Source organism: Vibrio sp. CDRSL-10 TSBA, from assembly GCA_039696685.1.
GTDB lineage: Bacteria > Pseudomonadota > Gammaproteobacteria > Enterobacterales > Vibrionaceae > Vibrio.
The window spans coordinates 2,546,293-2,561,855 of sequence record CP155566.1 but is presented as its reverse complement, the minus strand read 5'-3'; the positions used below and the strand labels follow the sequence as shown (position 1 = coordinate 2,561,855).

The 15,563-nt window shown below is 51.6% G+C and carries 8 protein-coding genes and 6 pseudogenes; all 14 read left to right on the top strand.

Annotation, left to right across the window (positions count from 1 at the left end):
* The first annotated feature begins 79 nt into the window (after window positions 1-79).
* Complete coding sequence (locus tag ABDK09_19500) at window positions 80-1,213, top strand: flagellin (protein ID XAW89084.1); 1,134 nt, start codon at window positions 80-82, stop codon at window positions 1,211-1,213.
* A gap of 228 nt (window positions 1,214-1,441) precedes the next feature.
* Window positions 1,442-2,573, top strand: a pseudogene (locus ABDK09_19495) (flagellin).
* 68 nt (window positions 2,574-2,641) lie between these two features.
* Window positions 2,642-3,100, top strand: a complete 459-nt coding sequence (gene flaG / locus ABDK09_19490) for a flagellar protein FlaG (GenBank protein XAW89083.1) — start codon at window positions 2,642-2,644, stop codon at window positions 3,098-3,100.
* Between the two features lie 21 nt (window positions 3,101-3,121).
* A pseudogene (gene fliD, locus ABDK09_19485) lies at window positions 3,122-5,112 on the top strand (flagellar filament capping protein FliD).
* Window position 5,113: 1 nt separating this feature from the next.
* Complete coding sequence (locus tag ABDK09_19480; GenBank protein XAW89082.1) at window positions 5,114-5,419, top strand: flagellar protein FliT; 306 nt, start codon at window positions 5,114-5,116, stop codon at window positions 5,417-5,419.
* An 11-nt stretch (window positions 5,420-5,430) separates the two neighbouring features.
* Complete coding sequence (gene fliS, locus ABDK09_19475; protein XAW89081.1) at window positions 5,431-5,841, top strand: flagellar export chaperone FliS; 411 nt, start codon at window positions 5,431-5,433, stop codon at window positions 5,839-5,841.
* Between the two features lie 227 nt (window positions 5,842-6,068).
* Window positions 6,069-7,536 (top strand): annotated as a pseudogene (locus ABDK09_19470) (sigma-54 dependent transcriptional regulator).
* Between the two features lie 115 nt (window positions 7,537-7,651).
* A pseudogene (locus ABDK09_19465) lies at window positions 7,652-8,705 on the top strand (ATP-binding protein).
* A 2-nt stretch (window positions 8,706-8,707) separates the two neighbouring features.
* Window positions 8,708-10,115: pseudogene (locus tag ABDK09_19460) on the top strand (sigma-54 dependent transcriptional regulator).
* Window positions 10,116-10,210: 95 nt separating this feature from the next.
* Entirely contained in the window at window positions 10,211-10,522 is a 312-nt protein-coding gene (fliE, locus tag ABDK09_19455) for a flagellar hook-basal body complex protein FliE (protein XAW89080.1), read from the top strand.
* Between the two features lie 16 nt (window positions 10,523-10,538).
* Window positions 10,539-12,285 (top strand): annotated as a pseudogene (gene fliF, locus ABDK09_19450) (flagellar basal-body MS-ring/collar protein FliF).
* Window positions 12,278-13,333 (top strand): flagellar motor switch protein FliG, encoded by a 1,056-nt coding sequence (gene fliG, locus ABDK09_19445; GenBank protein XAW89079.1) that lies wholly within the window; start codon window positions 12,278-12,280, stop codon window positions 13,331-13,333. Before fliF ends, fliG begins: the two are co-directional and overlap by 8 nt.
* A 95-nt stretch (window positions 13,334-13,428) precedes the next feature.
* Entirely contained in the window at window positions 13,429-14,238 is an 810-nt protein-coding gene (fliH, locus tag ABDK09_19440) for a flagellar assembly protein FliH (GenBank protein XAW89078.1), read from the top strand.
* Complete coding sequence (fliI, locus tag ABDK09_19435; protein XAW89077.1) at window positions 14,238-15,560, top strand: flagellar protein export ATPase FliI; 1,323 nt, start codon at window positions 14,238-14,240, stop codon at window positions 15,558-15,560. Before fliH ends, fliI begins: the two co-directional genes overlap by 1 nt.
* Window positions 15,561-15,563: the final 3 nt, after the last annotated feature.

Below are 15,563 nucleotides of genomic sequence, written 5' to 3'. Positions count from 1 at the left end.
AAGTAACTTTGAGAGAACTACTTGGTTTTCCGAGACGTCGGAAACCGGAAATATCGGAAAATCAATTGGAGATACCACTATGGCAGTAAATGTAAATACCAACGTATCAGCGATGACCGCGCAACGTTACCTGAACAGTGCAACCAGTGCTCAGCAAACCTCTATGGAGCGTCTGTCTTCTGGTTCACGCATCAACAGCGCTAAAGATGATGCTGCTGGTCTGCAAATTTCAAACCGTCTGAATGTACAAAGCCGCGGTCTGGATGTCGCGGTACGTAACGCCAACGATGGTATTTCGATGGCGCAGACTGCAGAAGGTGCGATGAACGAAACCACCAATATCCTGCAACGTATGCGTGACCTGTCTCTGCAATCAGCTAACGGCTCGAACTCTAAATCAGACCGTGTCGCGATTCAGGAAGAAGTAACAGCACTGAATGACGAACTGAACCGTATCGCAGAAACCACGTCTTTCGGTGGTAACAAACTGCTGAACGGCACATTCGAAACCAAAGCATTCCAGATTGGTGCGGATAACGGTGAAGCCGTGATGCTGACCCTGAAAGATATGCGCAGTGATAACCGTATGATGGGTGGTACCAGCTACCAGGCAGCAAATGCTAAAGACCAGGACTGGACAGTGGCTGATGGTTCAAACGATCTGAGCATCACGCTGAACGATGCGCAAGGTACAGAACAGACCATCAACATCAGCGCGAAAGCGGGTGATGACATCGAAGAGCTGGCGACCTACATCAATGGTCAGACTGACATGGTCAAAGCGTCAGTCAACGAAGATGGTCAGCTGCAAGTGTTCACTGACAACAACAAAGTGTCTGGCCCTGTTTCTTTTGGCGGCGGTCTGGCTGGTGAACTGGGCATGGGTGACGGTCAGCAAGTGACAGTTGACAACATCGACGTAACCAGCGTAGGTGGAGCTCAGGAATCGGTTGCCATCGTTGATGCTGCACTGAAATATGTTGACAGCCACCGCGCAGAGCTGGGTGCATTCCAGAACCGTTTCGGTCACGCTATCAACAACCTGGACAACATTAACGAAAACGTGAATGCGTCTAAGAGCCGTATCAAAGACACCGATTTCGCGAAAGAATCGACTGCAATGACCAAGGCACAGATTCTGTCTCAGGCTTCAAGCTCAATTCTGGCTCAAGCCAAACAGACTCCGCAAGCGGCACTAAGTCTGCTGGGCTAATCGCCTCCAGGAACAAAAAATCCAGCTCCGGCTGGATTTTTTATGCCTGAAATTTGTGTGCTTGGTCACATTTTATTCATAAATGGACATTTGTTGGAAAAAAGGTCGCAGTTTGGCCTAAAGGATGTTCAGTGGTCGCCGTTAAAGGATACGAGAGAAATGAGGTGCGTGGACGAGAGGTGAGAGACTCGAAAACGCGCCAACTATTCCGCCTTAGGAGATCACAATATGGCAATTAATGTAAGTACCAACGTCTCGGCGATGACCGCCCAGCGTTATCTGAACGGTGCAGCTGACGGTGCCCAGAAGTCGATGGAACGTCTGTCTTCCGGCTACCGTATCAACAGTGCTAAAGACGACGCGGCGGGGCTGCAGATCTCAAACCGACTGACTTCACAAAGTCGTGGTTTGGATATGGCTGTACGTAACGCAAATGATGGTATCTCAATCGCGCAAACCGCTGAAGGTGCGATGAACGAGAGCACCAACATTCTGCAACGTATGCGTGACCTGGCATTGCAATCCTCAAACGGCTCTAACTCAGGTTTCTGAGCGTCAGGCAATTCAAGAAGAAGTGTCGGCGCTGAATGATGAGCTGAACCGTATTGCGGAAACCACCTCATTTGGTGGTAACAAACTACTGAACGGTACTTTTGGTAATAAATCATTCCAGATTGGCGCAGATTCCGGTGAAGCGGTTAATCTGAGCATGGGTAACATGCGTTCTGACACCATGGCAATGGGCGGTAAATCTTACCGCGCGGCAGAAGGTAAAGCAGCGGACTGGACGGTTGGCGATGCCACTGAACTGACTCTGAGCTATACCGATCGTCAGGGTGAATCGCGCAATGTGACCATCAACGCCAAACAGGGCGATGATTTAGAAGAAGTAGCGACTTACATTAACGGTCAGAATGATGATGTAAAAGCGTCTGTCGGCGAAGATGGTAAACTGCAACTGTTTGCTGCGACTCAGAAAGTAAGCGGTGATGTCACCATCGGCGGTGATCTTGGCTCCGAGATTGGCTTTGCAGCCGCTCAGGATGTGACAGTAAAAGATATCGATGTGACCAGTGTTGCGGGCTCGCAAGAAGCGGTTGCGCTACTGGATGGCGCATTGAAATCGGTAGACAGTCAACGTGCATCTCTGGGTGCATTCCAAAACCGTTTCAACCATGCAATCAGCAACCTTGATAACATCAACGAGAACGTGAACGCGTCTCGTAGCCGTATCAAAGACACTGACTATGCTCGTGAAACGACGGCGATGACCAAGTCACAGATCCTGCAACAAGCGAGTACTTCGGTACTGGCGCAGGCGAGACAGGCACCATCTGCAGCTCTTAGCCTGCTGGGTTAATCCTGGTGGTTGGGAGCTTTAGGCCGTCGTTATCTTAACGACGGCTGATAAGGTGGAGGGAGATTGTTATGGACGGACCATCCTATACATCGAACGTCCAGCCTTACGGCTCGCAGAGTGGCATTAAATTTGCTTCAGAAAATGATAGCGTGAAAGGCGTTTCTGATTCGAAAGATGACTACCGTATGGTTCAGCGTGCCGATAATACTGTACGTATGGCACAGCAGACACAACGAGGCCAGGACCAGGCATTGGCAAGCGCCGTTGAGCAGTCCCGTGAACAACAGCGGGTCAGCGAGGAGCAACGTGCTAAGATGGTTGAACAGATGAATGATTTTGTTGATTCGTTCAATAAGGGACTGGCATTCAGGGTGGATGAAGAATCAGGTCGGGATGTTGTGACGATTTATGAGGCCTCAACCGGCGACATAATACGTCAGATTCCAGATGAAGAAATGCTTGAGGTTTTACGACGCCTGGCGCAGGGACAGAGCCCGACATCGGGTCTGTTACTGACCAAGGTGTAATCGTTTTTTTGAGGTGAAATAATGAGTTTAGGCCCAATGGGAATGAACACTGGCTTTGATATTAATTCAGTGGTCAGCGGAATTGTGAATGCAGAGCGTGCCCCCAAGCAGCAAAGCATTGACAACAAGCGCAGTGAAATTGATACCAGTATCAGTGCCTATGGCAGACTCAGAGAGTCGCTGGATACCATGCGTAACCTGATGACGAATTTTCGTCAGCAGGAGGCTTTTGCCGTACGTAAAGTCGATACAACTGACGAAAAAGTGGTATCTGCGACAGCATCCACAGACGCAATCGCAGGCAGATACGCAGTCGATGTGCTGCAGCTTGCCCAAAGTCATAAACTGGCATCAGCGGTATTACCGGAAGATGCCAGATTTGGCCCGGGCAAGCTGCAGATTTCTCTTGGTGATCAATCGTTCAGTGTCGATGTGCGCGGGCGATCCCGCTTGATTGATGTAGTTTCGCGGCATTAACGACGAAGACCGTAACCCGGGGGTTCGAGCTTCGGTCATCAATGATGTTGACGGGCCGCGTTTGATCGTCGCTTCAAATTTATCCGGTGCGAATCACCGCATTAGTATTCGTGCCGATGCCCCAGCCGGGGATGCATTGCATCGCCTGGAATACAAAACGTTAGAAGATCGGGTTAAAGATCTGGAATCAGCACGTGCTAAAGCACAGCAGTTGATTGCCCCGTTGACACCCGAGCAGCAAGAAGTTGCCGCTAAAGTTGCCGACCGGATTGGCGAGGCGGCACGAAATGTCGATCAGGCCATGTCTGATCACGTTAATTCTGCTGCACAAAGCACCGATCAAAGTTCTGATTCGGCCGATCTTTCCGATGATGCAGTACGTGCCGCGGCGCAAGCAGGCACGGATGCAAACCGTTATCTGAGACCACAAGACCGAATCCCGGGCTGGACTGAAACGGCTTCGGGCACCTTACTCGATTCCTACTCAGAGCCGGAAGCTGAGTTAGACAATGCGGCGCAGGAAAAATCGTCGCAAGTGCCGGGCTGGAGCAATACTGCCTCCGGTACGCTCACTGATTCCTATGTTACGCCGCAAGAGGCTCAGGCTCGTCTCGATGCCCAATTGGCCCGTGAACAGGCTGCCATTGACGCCGCCGTGCAAAGCGGCAATATGACGCCGGAAGAAGCTAAGCAAGCTGAACGCGCTAAACTGCCCGAAGCAGAGCGCGAACGTCTCGAGCAACTTGAACAGGCGCAGCAGGAAACTGAAAGCGGCACAAGATTCATTTGATGGTTATTCCGGAATGATTCAGGTTCAGGCCGGGCAGGATTCCATGGTGATGCTGGACGGTGTCGCTAAGTTGTCGAGTGAAAACAACGTGATTGAAAATGCCATTGACGGAGTTGATTTGACTCTGAGTGGTAAAACCAATCCGGGTGATAGGCCTGCTGAAATCGATATTGAATATGACCGCGACAGTGTGCGTCAGGATATTGAACAATTTGTCGCAGCGTATAACCAGTTTTTTGCCGTCAGCCAGGATCTGAGCAGTGTTGACCCCACTACTGGGCAGGCTGGCCCTCTGGCCGGTGACAGTGTGGTGCGCAGCGCGCATTCGCGCTTACGTTCGGTGTTTTCATCGCCGGTAGAAGGGGCCCCGCAAGATATCCGCAGTCTGACTGAGTTTGGTATCACGACGACACGGCAGGGAACACTGGAGATCAATCATGACATGCTCGATCGCCAGCTGAACAATAACTTCACTCGTCTGGGCGAGTTTTTTGGCGGCAACCAGGGCTTCGCACGCAAAGTAGAAGATGCGATTCAGAGTATGACCGGTGTGACCGGTTCGATTCGCACTCGTGAACGTAGCCTCGGTGAGCAGGACAGACGCCTGACGGATGACCAGGCGGCATTAGATCGCCGCATGGATAATTTACAGCAGCGCACTCATGCGCGCTTCTCTGCCATGCAGGATGCAACCAGTAACATGCAGTCCCAGCTATCGAGCATGATGAGCATGTTAGGTCAGTAACATGGATGACGAACTGCAAGCTTTATGTGATCTAGATCACCAATTAAAGCAGAGTCTTTCAGTACAAGACATTAACACTGAAGAAATTGTACACTTGGTCGATAAGAGAGAACGGTTATTGCAAGGATTGTTACTCTATGCAGCCGACAATCCGGAATTTGCCCATTCTGAGGTTTGGCGCAAGGCAATTTTGCAAACACAACAGCTTGTTGAACAGATGCAGTCACAAACGACTGCGATAGGTCGATTGTTGCATAAGTATCGCTATGGCAACAAATCGGTTCAGCAATACAAAAAGTTTTTATAAAGAGGAAGACTATGCGTGGTTCTTTACAGGCGTACAAAAAAGTATCAGTGGATAGCCAGCTAAGTGCGGCCTCACCGCATAAAATCGTTCAGATGCTGATGGGTGGCGCAATTGAACGCCTTATTCAGGGTAAGGCGGCGATGCTGCAGGGCCATATTCCGGTGAAAGGCGAACGTCTTGGTAAGGCGTTAGAAATTGTCATCAGCCTGCGCAGCTGTCTGTCGATGAATGATGGCGGCGAAATCGCCCAGAATCTCGATCAGTTGTATGAATTTATGATCACCCAGATCACGACGGCAAACTATGAGAATGACCCTCAGCCTATTGATGACGTTATTGATATTTTGCGTGAAATCAAGTCTGCCTGGGATCAAATTCCGGCTGAATACCACAATCTGACTGCCTCAGAAGTGGGAATCTAAGGAATTTTTGAAACTTTTAACTGATATCACATCGGTTAATTGCCAGGTTGCCTTATTTTTATAATGAAATAGAATAGAAGCCACTAACTAGCCAGTGGCTTTTTTGTTGCTGAATGCCACAAATTGTCTATCGTTTAGACAGATAGATATTATAAATTGTCGGGCCTGATGATGACATGCAGCAGCGCGACAACAACATTCCAGAATTAAGGCAAATAATCTCACCTATGCAAGGTTTAGCAAAACTACTTGTGATTGAAGACGATCCATCTATTCGTCTGAGTCTCAGTACCATATTAGAATTTGTTGGAGAGCAATGTGAGGTGATTGAGTCTTCTCAGTTGGATCAGATTGATTGGTCGGCTGTTTGGGCTGGATGCATCTTGGGCTCCCTCGGAACGCAGTGCTTACCTGAGTTGCTGTCGAATTCTCTTGCAAAAGCTAACCACATCCCGCTGCTGGTCGCGAATAAGCAGCCGTACTCGCTGGAAGAGTTTCCCCATTTTGTTGGTGAGCTGGATTTTCCACTCAATTATCCGCAGCTTAGTGATGCACTGAGACACTGCAAAGAGTTTCCTGGGGCGTAAAGGCATTCAGGTCATGGCTAGTGCGCGTAAAAACACGCTGTTTCGCAGCCTGGTCGGGCAAAGTCATGGTATTCAGGAAGTTCGTCACCTAATTGAACAAGTCGCGGGCACCGAAGCCAATGTACTTATCCTGGGGGAGTCCGGGACAGGTAAAGAAGTGGTGGCACGTAACATCCATTACCATTCGTCACGCCGTGGCGGACCTTTCGTGCCGATTAACTGTGGTGCTATTCCGGCCGATCTGCTGGAAAGTGAACTGTTTGGTCATGAAAAAGGCGCCTTCACCGGCGCGATTACCTCGCGTAAAGGGCGTTTTGAACTGGCTGACGGCGGTACACTGTTCCTGGATGAAATCGGCGATATGCCGATGAGCATGCAGGTGAAGTTGCTGCGAGTGCTGCAAGAGCGCTGTTTTGAGCGCGTTGGCGGTAACAGTACGATTAAAGCCAATGTTCGCGTGATTGCGGCAACGCACCGCAATCTGGAAACGATGATCGATGATCAGCGTTTCCGTGAAGATCTTTACTATCGCCTCAATGTGTTCCCGATTGAAATGCCGGCGCTGAAAGAGCGCAAAGAAGATATTCCGCTACTGCTGCAGGAGCTGATGACCCGCCTGGAAGCGGAAGGCGGCCTGCCTATCTGTTTCACACCGCGTGCGATCAATTCTCTGATGGAGCACGACTGGCCGGGTAATGTGCGCGAGTTGGCTAATCTGGTCGAGCGCATGGTCATCCTGTATCCGAACAGTCTGGTGGATGTTAACCATCTGCCGACCAAATACCGTTACAGTGATATTCCTGAATTCCAGCCTGAGCCAAGTCGTTTCAGCTCAGTTGAAGAGCAGGAGCGCGATGTACTGGCGGATATTTTCTCGGAAGACTTCAGTTTTGGTCAGGATGAAGACCTTGATGAGCAGCTCGATGCCCCACAATCACTGCCCCCGGAAGGTGTGAATCTGAAAGAGTTGCTGGCCGATCTGGAAGTGAACCTCATTAATCAGGCTCTGGATGCTCAGGGTGGTGTTGTGGCTCGTGCCGCTGATATGTTGGGTATGCGCCGCACAACCTTGGTTGAGAAAATGCGGAAATACAACATGCAGCGCTGATTTTTGCTGAGTCAATTTATTGTCATAGCATTAACCTGCTGAAAAATAATGTAAATAGCCTGGCACGCATCTTGCGTTACAGGCTATTGTTGTATTTAGAGGCAGATTTCCGACGATGGACCAGGCAGCGCAAGAACAGCATTCTCATTTAGACTCCCTTGAGCATCAGGTGGAGCGCTACAAACAAGTACTGGATGTCATGCCAGCCGGAGTGATTTTGCTCGATACTCAGGGCATAGTGCGTGAAGCCAACCCTGAAGCTCAGCGTCTGCTTGAAGTGCCGCTGCTGGGGGAGCGCTGGTATACCATTATTCAGGCCGCTTTTGCACCGCGCGAAGACGACGGCCACGAAATCTCGTTGCGGAACGGACGTAAGGTGCGTTTGGCTATCTCAGCATCGGCGACCGGACAACTGATACTTATCACGGATCTGACGGAAACCCGACTATTGCAGTCTCGGGTCAGCGATCTGCAACGTTTGTCATCGCTTGGCCGTATGGTGGCGTCCTTGGCGCATCAGGTCAGAACGCCGTTGTCGAGCGCGATGCTGTATGCCTCCAACCTGTCTGCGCCTAATCTGCCTCAGCCCACCCGCGAGCGTTTCCAAAGCAAATTGGTGGATCGCTTGCATGACCTGGAAAAACAGGTCAACGACATGCTGCTGTTCGCCAAAGGCGGCGATAACAAAGTGATTCAGCCTTTTACGGTGGCCGATCTGGTGAATGAATTTTTGCCGATGATCGAAACCGCCGTAAAAAATAATCAGATTGATTACGGCCAGGAAGTAGAGCAGGAAGAGACCCAACTGATGGGCAACGTTAATGCGATTGCTTCTGCGTTAAGTAACCTGGTAATGAATGCGATTCAAATCGTCGGTAAAGGCGCTCAAATCGATGTCTTTTTCCGGCCGGTGAATGGCGTGTTAAAAATTTCCGTGCAGGACAATGGTCCGGGCGTGGCGAAAGAGCTGCAACAAAAAATTATGGAGCCGTTTCTTCACCACCCGCTCACAAGGCACCGGCCTTGGTCTTGCGGTTGTACAAATGGTGTGTCGTGCACACGACGGCCAACTTGAGTTGATTTCTGAACCGGGGGATGGTGCCTGTTTTACCATGTGTTTGCCTCTGGAGCGTCAACCACACACTTCTCACTCAGACTCGGGAGAATGATGATGGCTCAAAGTAAAGTCTTAATCGTTGAAGATGATGAAGGTCTACGCGAAGCATTGGTAGACACTCTGGCATTAGCGGGCTACGAATGGCTTGAAGCCGATTGTGCCGAGGATGCGTTGTTGAAACTGAAAACCTATCCGGTTGATATCGTGGTCTCTGACGTGCAAATGGCAGGAATGGGCGGCTTGGCCCTGCTACGTAACATCAAACAACATTGGCCGAATCTGCCGGTGCTGCTGATGACCGCGTATGCCAATATTGAAGATGCAGTGTCAGCGATGAAGGAAGGCGCGATTGATTATATGGCCAAACCCTTTGCACCTGAGGTGTTACTGAACATGGTCAGCCGTTACGCTCCGGTGAAATCGGATGACAACGGTGACGCTGTGGTCGCGGACGAAAAAAGCCTGAAGCTGCTGAGCCTGGCGGAAAAAGTAGCGAAAACCGACGCGAATGTCATGGTACTCGGACCAAGTGGTTCCGGTAAAGAAGTGATGTCCCGTTATATCCATAATGCGTCACCGCGTAAAGCCGGCCCGTTTGTTGCGATTAACTGTGCTGCGATTCCGGATAACATGCTGGAAGCAACGCTGTTTGGTTACGAGAAAGGCGCGTTTACCGGTGCGGTTCAGGCTTGTCCGGGCAAATTTGAGCAGGCTCAGGGCGGTACTATTCTGCTCGATGAGATCAGCGAAATGGATCTTAACCTGCAGGCCAAACTGCTGCGTGTGCTGCAGGAGCGTGAAGTAGAACGCCTGGGCAGCCGTAAGAGCATCAAACTCGATGTGCGTGTACTGGCAACCAGTAACCGTGATCTTAAAGCTTACGTGCAAGAGAAAAAATTCCGCGAAGACCTTTATTATCGTCTCAATGTTTTCCCAATCGCCTGGCCGGCGCTGTGTGAACGGAAAGGGGATATTGAACCGCTGGCCATCCATCTGGTTGAGCGTCATTGTAAAAAGCTGGGCCTGGCGGTTCCGGACGTCTCTGACAGTGCGATCAATAAGTTGCTGAGCTACAACTGGCCGGGTAATGTGCGCGAACTGGATAACGTGATTCAGCGCGCTCTGATTCTGAGTGATCAGGATAACATTGATCAGCAACATATTTTGTTGGAAGGCCTCGACTGGCAGGATGCAAGCAGCCTGCAGAGTGTGGTGGAAAGCGGAGATGTCGCCGCGGTAGAGATTAAGCCGGTTGCCGAAGTCGACTTTGCCAAATCAATCAGCGCGAGCAGCGGTTTAGGCGGCGAAACTGCGCGATCAGGAGTACGCCATCATCATGGATACCCTGGTGGAATGTGAAGGGCGACGTAAAGAGATGGCCGAGAAGCTTGGTATCAGTCCGCGCACTTTGCGCTACAAACTGGCCAAAATGCGCGATGCCGGAATCGATATTCCGGGTTGAATGAGCATTGCGGAGCATGGCACATAACTTGCTGGATCTGACTAAAAGGTGATTCACAACGGACATGAGTCAAACAATTGGCATCTGAGGTAATAATGAGATTAGACGGCTTACAAAGCGAAATGCAGGCGATGATGATCGAAGCGGGTAATAGCCGCCCTGCAGCAACAGGACAAAAAGTTGGCGCTGATTTTGGCGATATGCTCACTCAGGCCATCAATAATGTGAACGCTCTGCAGCAATCATCGAGTAATTTACAAACCCGTTTTGACCGTGGTGACGAGGGCGTTTCTCTGTCTGATGTGATGATTGCCCGCAACAAATCGAGTGTGGCGTTTGATGCCACAATCCAGGTACGCAATAAGCTGGTTGAAGCGTACAAAGAACTGATGAACATGCCAGTGTAATTGTAGGATTTGAACTGTGGCTGAAGATAAGCAAACAACTGATTTGGCACTGTCCGGCTCTGGCGGAGATCAGGCCCTGCTTGCCGGCGCGGATCTTGACGGCGCGGCGCAGAATCCGGATCTGGATGAGAAAAGCTCATCCAAGATGGATTTTGCTATGGGTGATCTGGATCTGCTGCGTCAGATCGTGCTGGTTCTGTCCATTTCGATTTGTGTTGCTTTGATCGTGATGCTGTTTTTCTGGGTCAAAGAGCCGGAAATGCGCCCGCTCGGTGCCTATGAAACGGAAGAGTTGATTCCGGTGCTGGATTACCTGGATCAGCAAAAGCAAGATTACAAACTGGACGGCAACACCATTTTGGTGCCGAACAGTGACTACAACAGCCTTAAACTGAATATGGTGCGTGCCGGGCTCAATCAGTCTCGTGAAGCCGGCGACGATATCCTGTTGCAGGACATGGGGTTTGGTGTTTCCCAGCGTCTCGAGCAGGAGCGTTTGAAACTGAGCCGTGAGCGTCAGCTGGCCAAAGCGATTGAAGAGATGCGCCAGGTGAATAAAGCGCGTGTTTCTGCTGGCACTGCCGAAACAGAGCGTGTTCGTACGCCATAACCAGGAAGCGTCCGCCTCCGTATTTTTGACCCTGCGCACCGGTTCTAATCTGAAACAGGAAGAAGTGGATTCGATTGTCGATATGGTCGCCAGTGCAGTACCGGGAATGAAACCAACCCGGGTCACGGTCACGGATCAACATGGCCGGCTGCTCAGCTCCGGTTCACAGGATCCGGTTTCTGCGGCACGCCGCAAAGAGCAGGAGCAGGAACGCAAGCAGGAAGACAACCTGCGTGAGAAAATTGACTCAGTGCTGATCCCGATACTTGGCCTGGGTAACTACACCGCTCAGGTGGATGTGGAACTGGATTTCAGCGCCATTGAACAAACGCGCAAAAGCTTTGACCCGAACACGCCATCGACCCGCAGTGAATACACCCTGGAAGATTACAACAACAGTGATACGGTCGCAGGAGTTCCCGGAGCTCTGAGTAACCAGCCGCCGGCGGATGCCTCGATTCCGCAGGATGTCGCGCAAATGAAAGACGGCTCGCTGATGGGACAGGGCTCGGTGCACAAAGAAGCTACCCGCAACTTTGAACTTGATACCACCATCAGCCATGAGCGTAAGCAGACTGGCGTAATTAATCGTCAAACCGTGGCGGTTGCGGTGAAAAACCGCGCCAGTGTTAATCCGGAGACCGGAGAAGTGACCTACACTCCGCTGAGTGAAAGTGAGCTAAACTCTATCCGACAGATTCTGATTGGTGCTGTGGGTTACAGTGAAAATCGCGGTGACCTGCTCAATGTATTGAGTATGCAGTTTGCCGAGCCTGAAGTAGAGCCGCTGGCTGATGTGCCCATTTGGGAGAACCCGAATTTCAGTGACTGGATTCGCTGGCTGGCGAGTGCGCTGGTTATCATTGTTGTGGTACTGGTGCTGGTTCGCCCGGCGATGAAAAAGCTGCTCAACCCTGCAGCAGAAGACGACGAACAACTGTATGGCCCGGATGGCCTGCCTATCGGAGTGGATGGTGAAACCAGCCTGATTGGCGGCGACATTGAAGGCGGAGAGCTGTTTGAATTCGGTTCGGGTATCGACTTACCGAATCTGCATAAGGATGAGGACGTGCTAAAAGCCGTACGTGCTCTGGTGGCCAACGAGCCGGAACTGGCGGCTCAAGTAGTGAAGAACTGGATGCAAAATGCCTGACGAAATCGTACCACGTAATGCCGGCGGTGAAGTGGCTGAAACCAAAATTGATATTGCCTCAATACCGGGTGATGAACGCGCAGCAATCCTGTTGCTGAGCCTGAATGAAGAAGACGCGGCCGGGATTATCCGCCATCTGGAACCCAAGCAAGTTCAGCGGGTCGGTAGTGCGATGGCGCGGGCTAAAGATCTGAGCCAGGATAAAGTCAGTGCGGTGCACCGTGCATTTCTGGAAGACATTCAGAAATACACCAATATCGGTATGGGCAGCGAAGACTTTATGCGCAATGCTCTGGTGGCCGCACTGGGGGCAGACAAAGCCAATAACCTGGTTGACCAGATTCTGCTCGGTACCGGTTCGAAAGGTCTCGATTCGCTCAAATGGATGGATCCGCGTCAGGTTGCCAGCATTATTGTGAACGAGCACCCGCAGATCCAGACCATCGTTTTGTCTTATCTTGAGCCGGATCAGTCGGCGGAGATACTGGCCCAGTTCTCTGAACGTGACCGTCTCGATTTGATGATGCGAATAGCTAACCTGGAAGAAGTTCAGCCATCCGCACTGGCGGAGCTGAACGAGATCATGGAGAAACAGTTTGCCGGTCAGGCCGGTGCGCAAGCGGCCAAAATTGGCGGCCTGAAAGCCGCGGCCGACATCATGAACTACCTCGACAACAACATCGAGGGAGCGCTGATGGATCAGATGCGCGACCAGGACGAAGATCTGGCTACTCAGATTCAGGATTTGATGTTTGTGTTCGAGAATCTGGTCGAAGTCGACGATCAGGGAATTCAGAAACTATTGCGCGATGTTCCGCAGGATGTGCTGCAACGTGCGCTTAAAGGTGCCGATGACGCATTGCGTGACAAGATCTTCAAGAACATGTCGAAGCGTGCTGCTGAACTGATGCGTGATGATCTGGAAGCGATGCCGCCGATCAAAGTGTCGGATGTCGAAGCGGCCCAGAAAGAGATTCTGGCCATTGCCCGTCGCATGGCGGATAACGGTGAACTGATGTTGTCCGGTGGCGCAGACGAGTTCCTGTAACACAATCTATTTGTCAGGGGCTGTTGACCTGATAACAGCAGCAGACCCGGGCCGGCTGATTCAGCGGGCCCTTTTTTATCTTGGGTAGGGATGGTATGTCTGGAGAAAGAAAACGCGGCTTTATTCGTTTAGGCTCAGAATCAGAAGTGGCCGCCGAACCGCCAAAAAAATGGGGTCTGCCTGATTACAGTGCCGAACAGCATAAAACGGCTCGGGAAACGGCGATGAACTACGACCCGAGCTGGATGCCGAATTTTGATGAACCGGAAGAAGAAGAACCGGTGCAACTGACCGAACAGGATATTGAGCTGATTAAGCAGGCTGCTTATCAGGAAGGTCTTGAACAGGGTAAAGCAGAAGGCTATCAGCAAGGTTTCGAGCAAGGCAAAGAAGCGGGCTATCAGGCCGGCCATGAAGAAGGTTTAGTTGCGGGGCAGGCCGAGGGCATTGCAGCCGGACAGGCGGTGATAGAAGAACATGTGAATACCTTTATTGGTCTGGCCAACCAGTTTGCCCAACCGCTGGAGCTGATGAACGCCCAGGTTGAGAAGCAGCTGGTGGATATGGTGCTCACTCTGGTCAAAGAAGTGGTGCACGTAGAAGCGCAGACCAACCCGCAAGTGATACTGGATGCAGTCAAAGGTTCAGTGGAGGCTCTGCCGGTTTCCGGTCACGCTATTACGCTGAAACTCAACCCGCAAGACTGCGAGATTATCGAACAGGCTTATGGTGAACAGCAGTTGCAATTACGTAACTGGACGCTGGTCAGTGAACCGGCCCTCAATCGCGGTGATGTGCAGATTGAAGCCGGCGAATCGAGCGTCAACTATCGGATGGAAGAGCGTATCCGCTCCGTATTGCAGAGCTTTTGTGGTACCAACCGTCATCAGCAGGGTAATGAATAATGTTAGCTTTGGCAGAACGTCTCGCACAGTATAAAACCCAGGGGTTGACCAGCCGCCCGATCGCCTCCGGTAAACTGGTGCGTGTGGTCGGACTCACCCTCGAAGCGACCGGATGCCGCGCGCCGATTGGCAGCTTGTGCCGGGTCGAGACCATGTCCGGTGAGATGGAAGCTGAAGTGGTTGGTTTTTCCGGCGACAGTCTGTTTTTGATGCCAAGTGAGCAGATCACCGGGGTGTTACCGGGGGCCAAGGTGACCCCATTGACGGAAGAGACCGGGCTTGCGGTCGGCATGGAACTGCTTGGCCGGGTGATTGACGGTGTGGGCAATCCGCTCGACGGGCTTGGACCTATTTATACCGACCAACGCGCCTCTTTCAATGCTCAGCCGATAAACCCGCTGGCACGCAAACCGATCAGTGAACCGCTCGATGTCGGCATCAAGGCCATTAATGGCCTGCTCACGGTCGGGAAAGGACAGCGTATCGGTCTTTTTGCCGGTTCTGGTGTCGGTAAATCGGTCACGCTGGGCATGATGACCCGGGGCACGACAGCTCAGGTGGTCGTAGTCGGTCTGATTGGTGAACGGGGCCGCGAGGTTAAAGAATTTATTGAAGAGATCCTCGGGGTGGACGGACGCCAGCGCTCAGTCGTGGTGGCCGCGCCAGCGGACTCTTCTCCGCTGATGCGACTCAAGGGATGTCAGACGGCGCTCACTATTGCTGAATACTTTCGTGATCAGGGCCTGGATGTCCTGCTGCTGATGGACTCACTGACCCGATTTGCCCAGGCGCAGCGGGAAATCGCTCTCTCGGTTGGCGAACCTCCGGCGACCAAGGGTTATCCGCCATCGGTGTTTGCCAAACTGCCCGCGCTGGTGGAACGGGCTGGTAATGGCGGTCCGCAGCAAGGATCGATTACTGCATTCTTTACCGTTTTAACCGAAGGTGACGATTTGCAGGACCCGATCGCTGATGCGTCACGGGCCATTCTGGATGGCCATATCGTGCTGTCACGGGAAATGGCCGATGCCGGTCATTATCCGGCGATCGACGTAGAGAAATCCGTCAGCCGGGTGATGCCACAAATTACCACAGATGAGCACGTGCTGATGTCTAAGGCGGTACGTCAGGTATTGTCTATTTGCCGTAAAAATCAGGATCTGGTGTCGATTGGTGCCTATAAGCCGGGTACTGACAAGGCGATCGATAGCGCCTTTACTCTCAAGCCGCGCCTGGATATCTATCTGCAGCAAGCGATGAAAGAATCCGTCCCTTACGAGATGTGTGTCAGCATGCTGAAAAATGTGCTGAGCATGGAGTAACGT

Excerpts from the sequence above, each read along its gene's own strand:
- ABDK09_19500 (XAW89084.1), top strand. The coding sequence starts at position 80 with ATGGCAGTAAATGTAAATACCAACGTATCAGCGATGACCGCGCAACGT.
- flaG (XAW89083.1), top strand. The coding sequence starts at position 2,642 with ATGGACGGACCATCCTATACATCGAACGTCCAGCCTTACGGCTCGCAG.
- ABDK09_19480 (XAW89082.1), top strand. The coding sequence starts at position 5,114 with ATGGATGACGAACTGCAAGCTTTATGTGATCTAGATCACCAATTAAAG.
- fliS (XAW89081.1), top strand. The coding sequence starts at position 5,431 with ATGCGTGGTTCTTTACAGGCGTACAAAAAAGTATCAGTGGATAGCCAG.
- fliE (XAW89080.1), top strand. The coding sequence starts at position 10,211 with ATGAGATTAGACGGCTTACAAAGCGAAATGCAGGCGATGATGATCGAA.
- fliG (XAW89079.1), top strand. The coding sequence starts at position 12,278 with ATGCCTGACGAAATCGTACCACGTAATGCCGGCGGTGAAGTGGCTGAA.
- fliH (XAW89078.1), top strand. The coding sequence starts at position 13,429 with ATGTCTGGAGAAAGAAAACGCGGCTTTATTCGTTTAGGCTCAGAATCA.
- fliI (XAW89077.1), top strand. The coding sequence starts at position 14,238 with ATGTTAGCTTTGGCAGAACGTCTCGCACAGTATAAAACCCAGGGGTTG.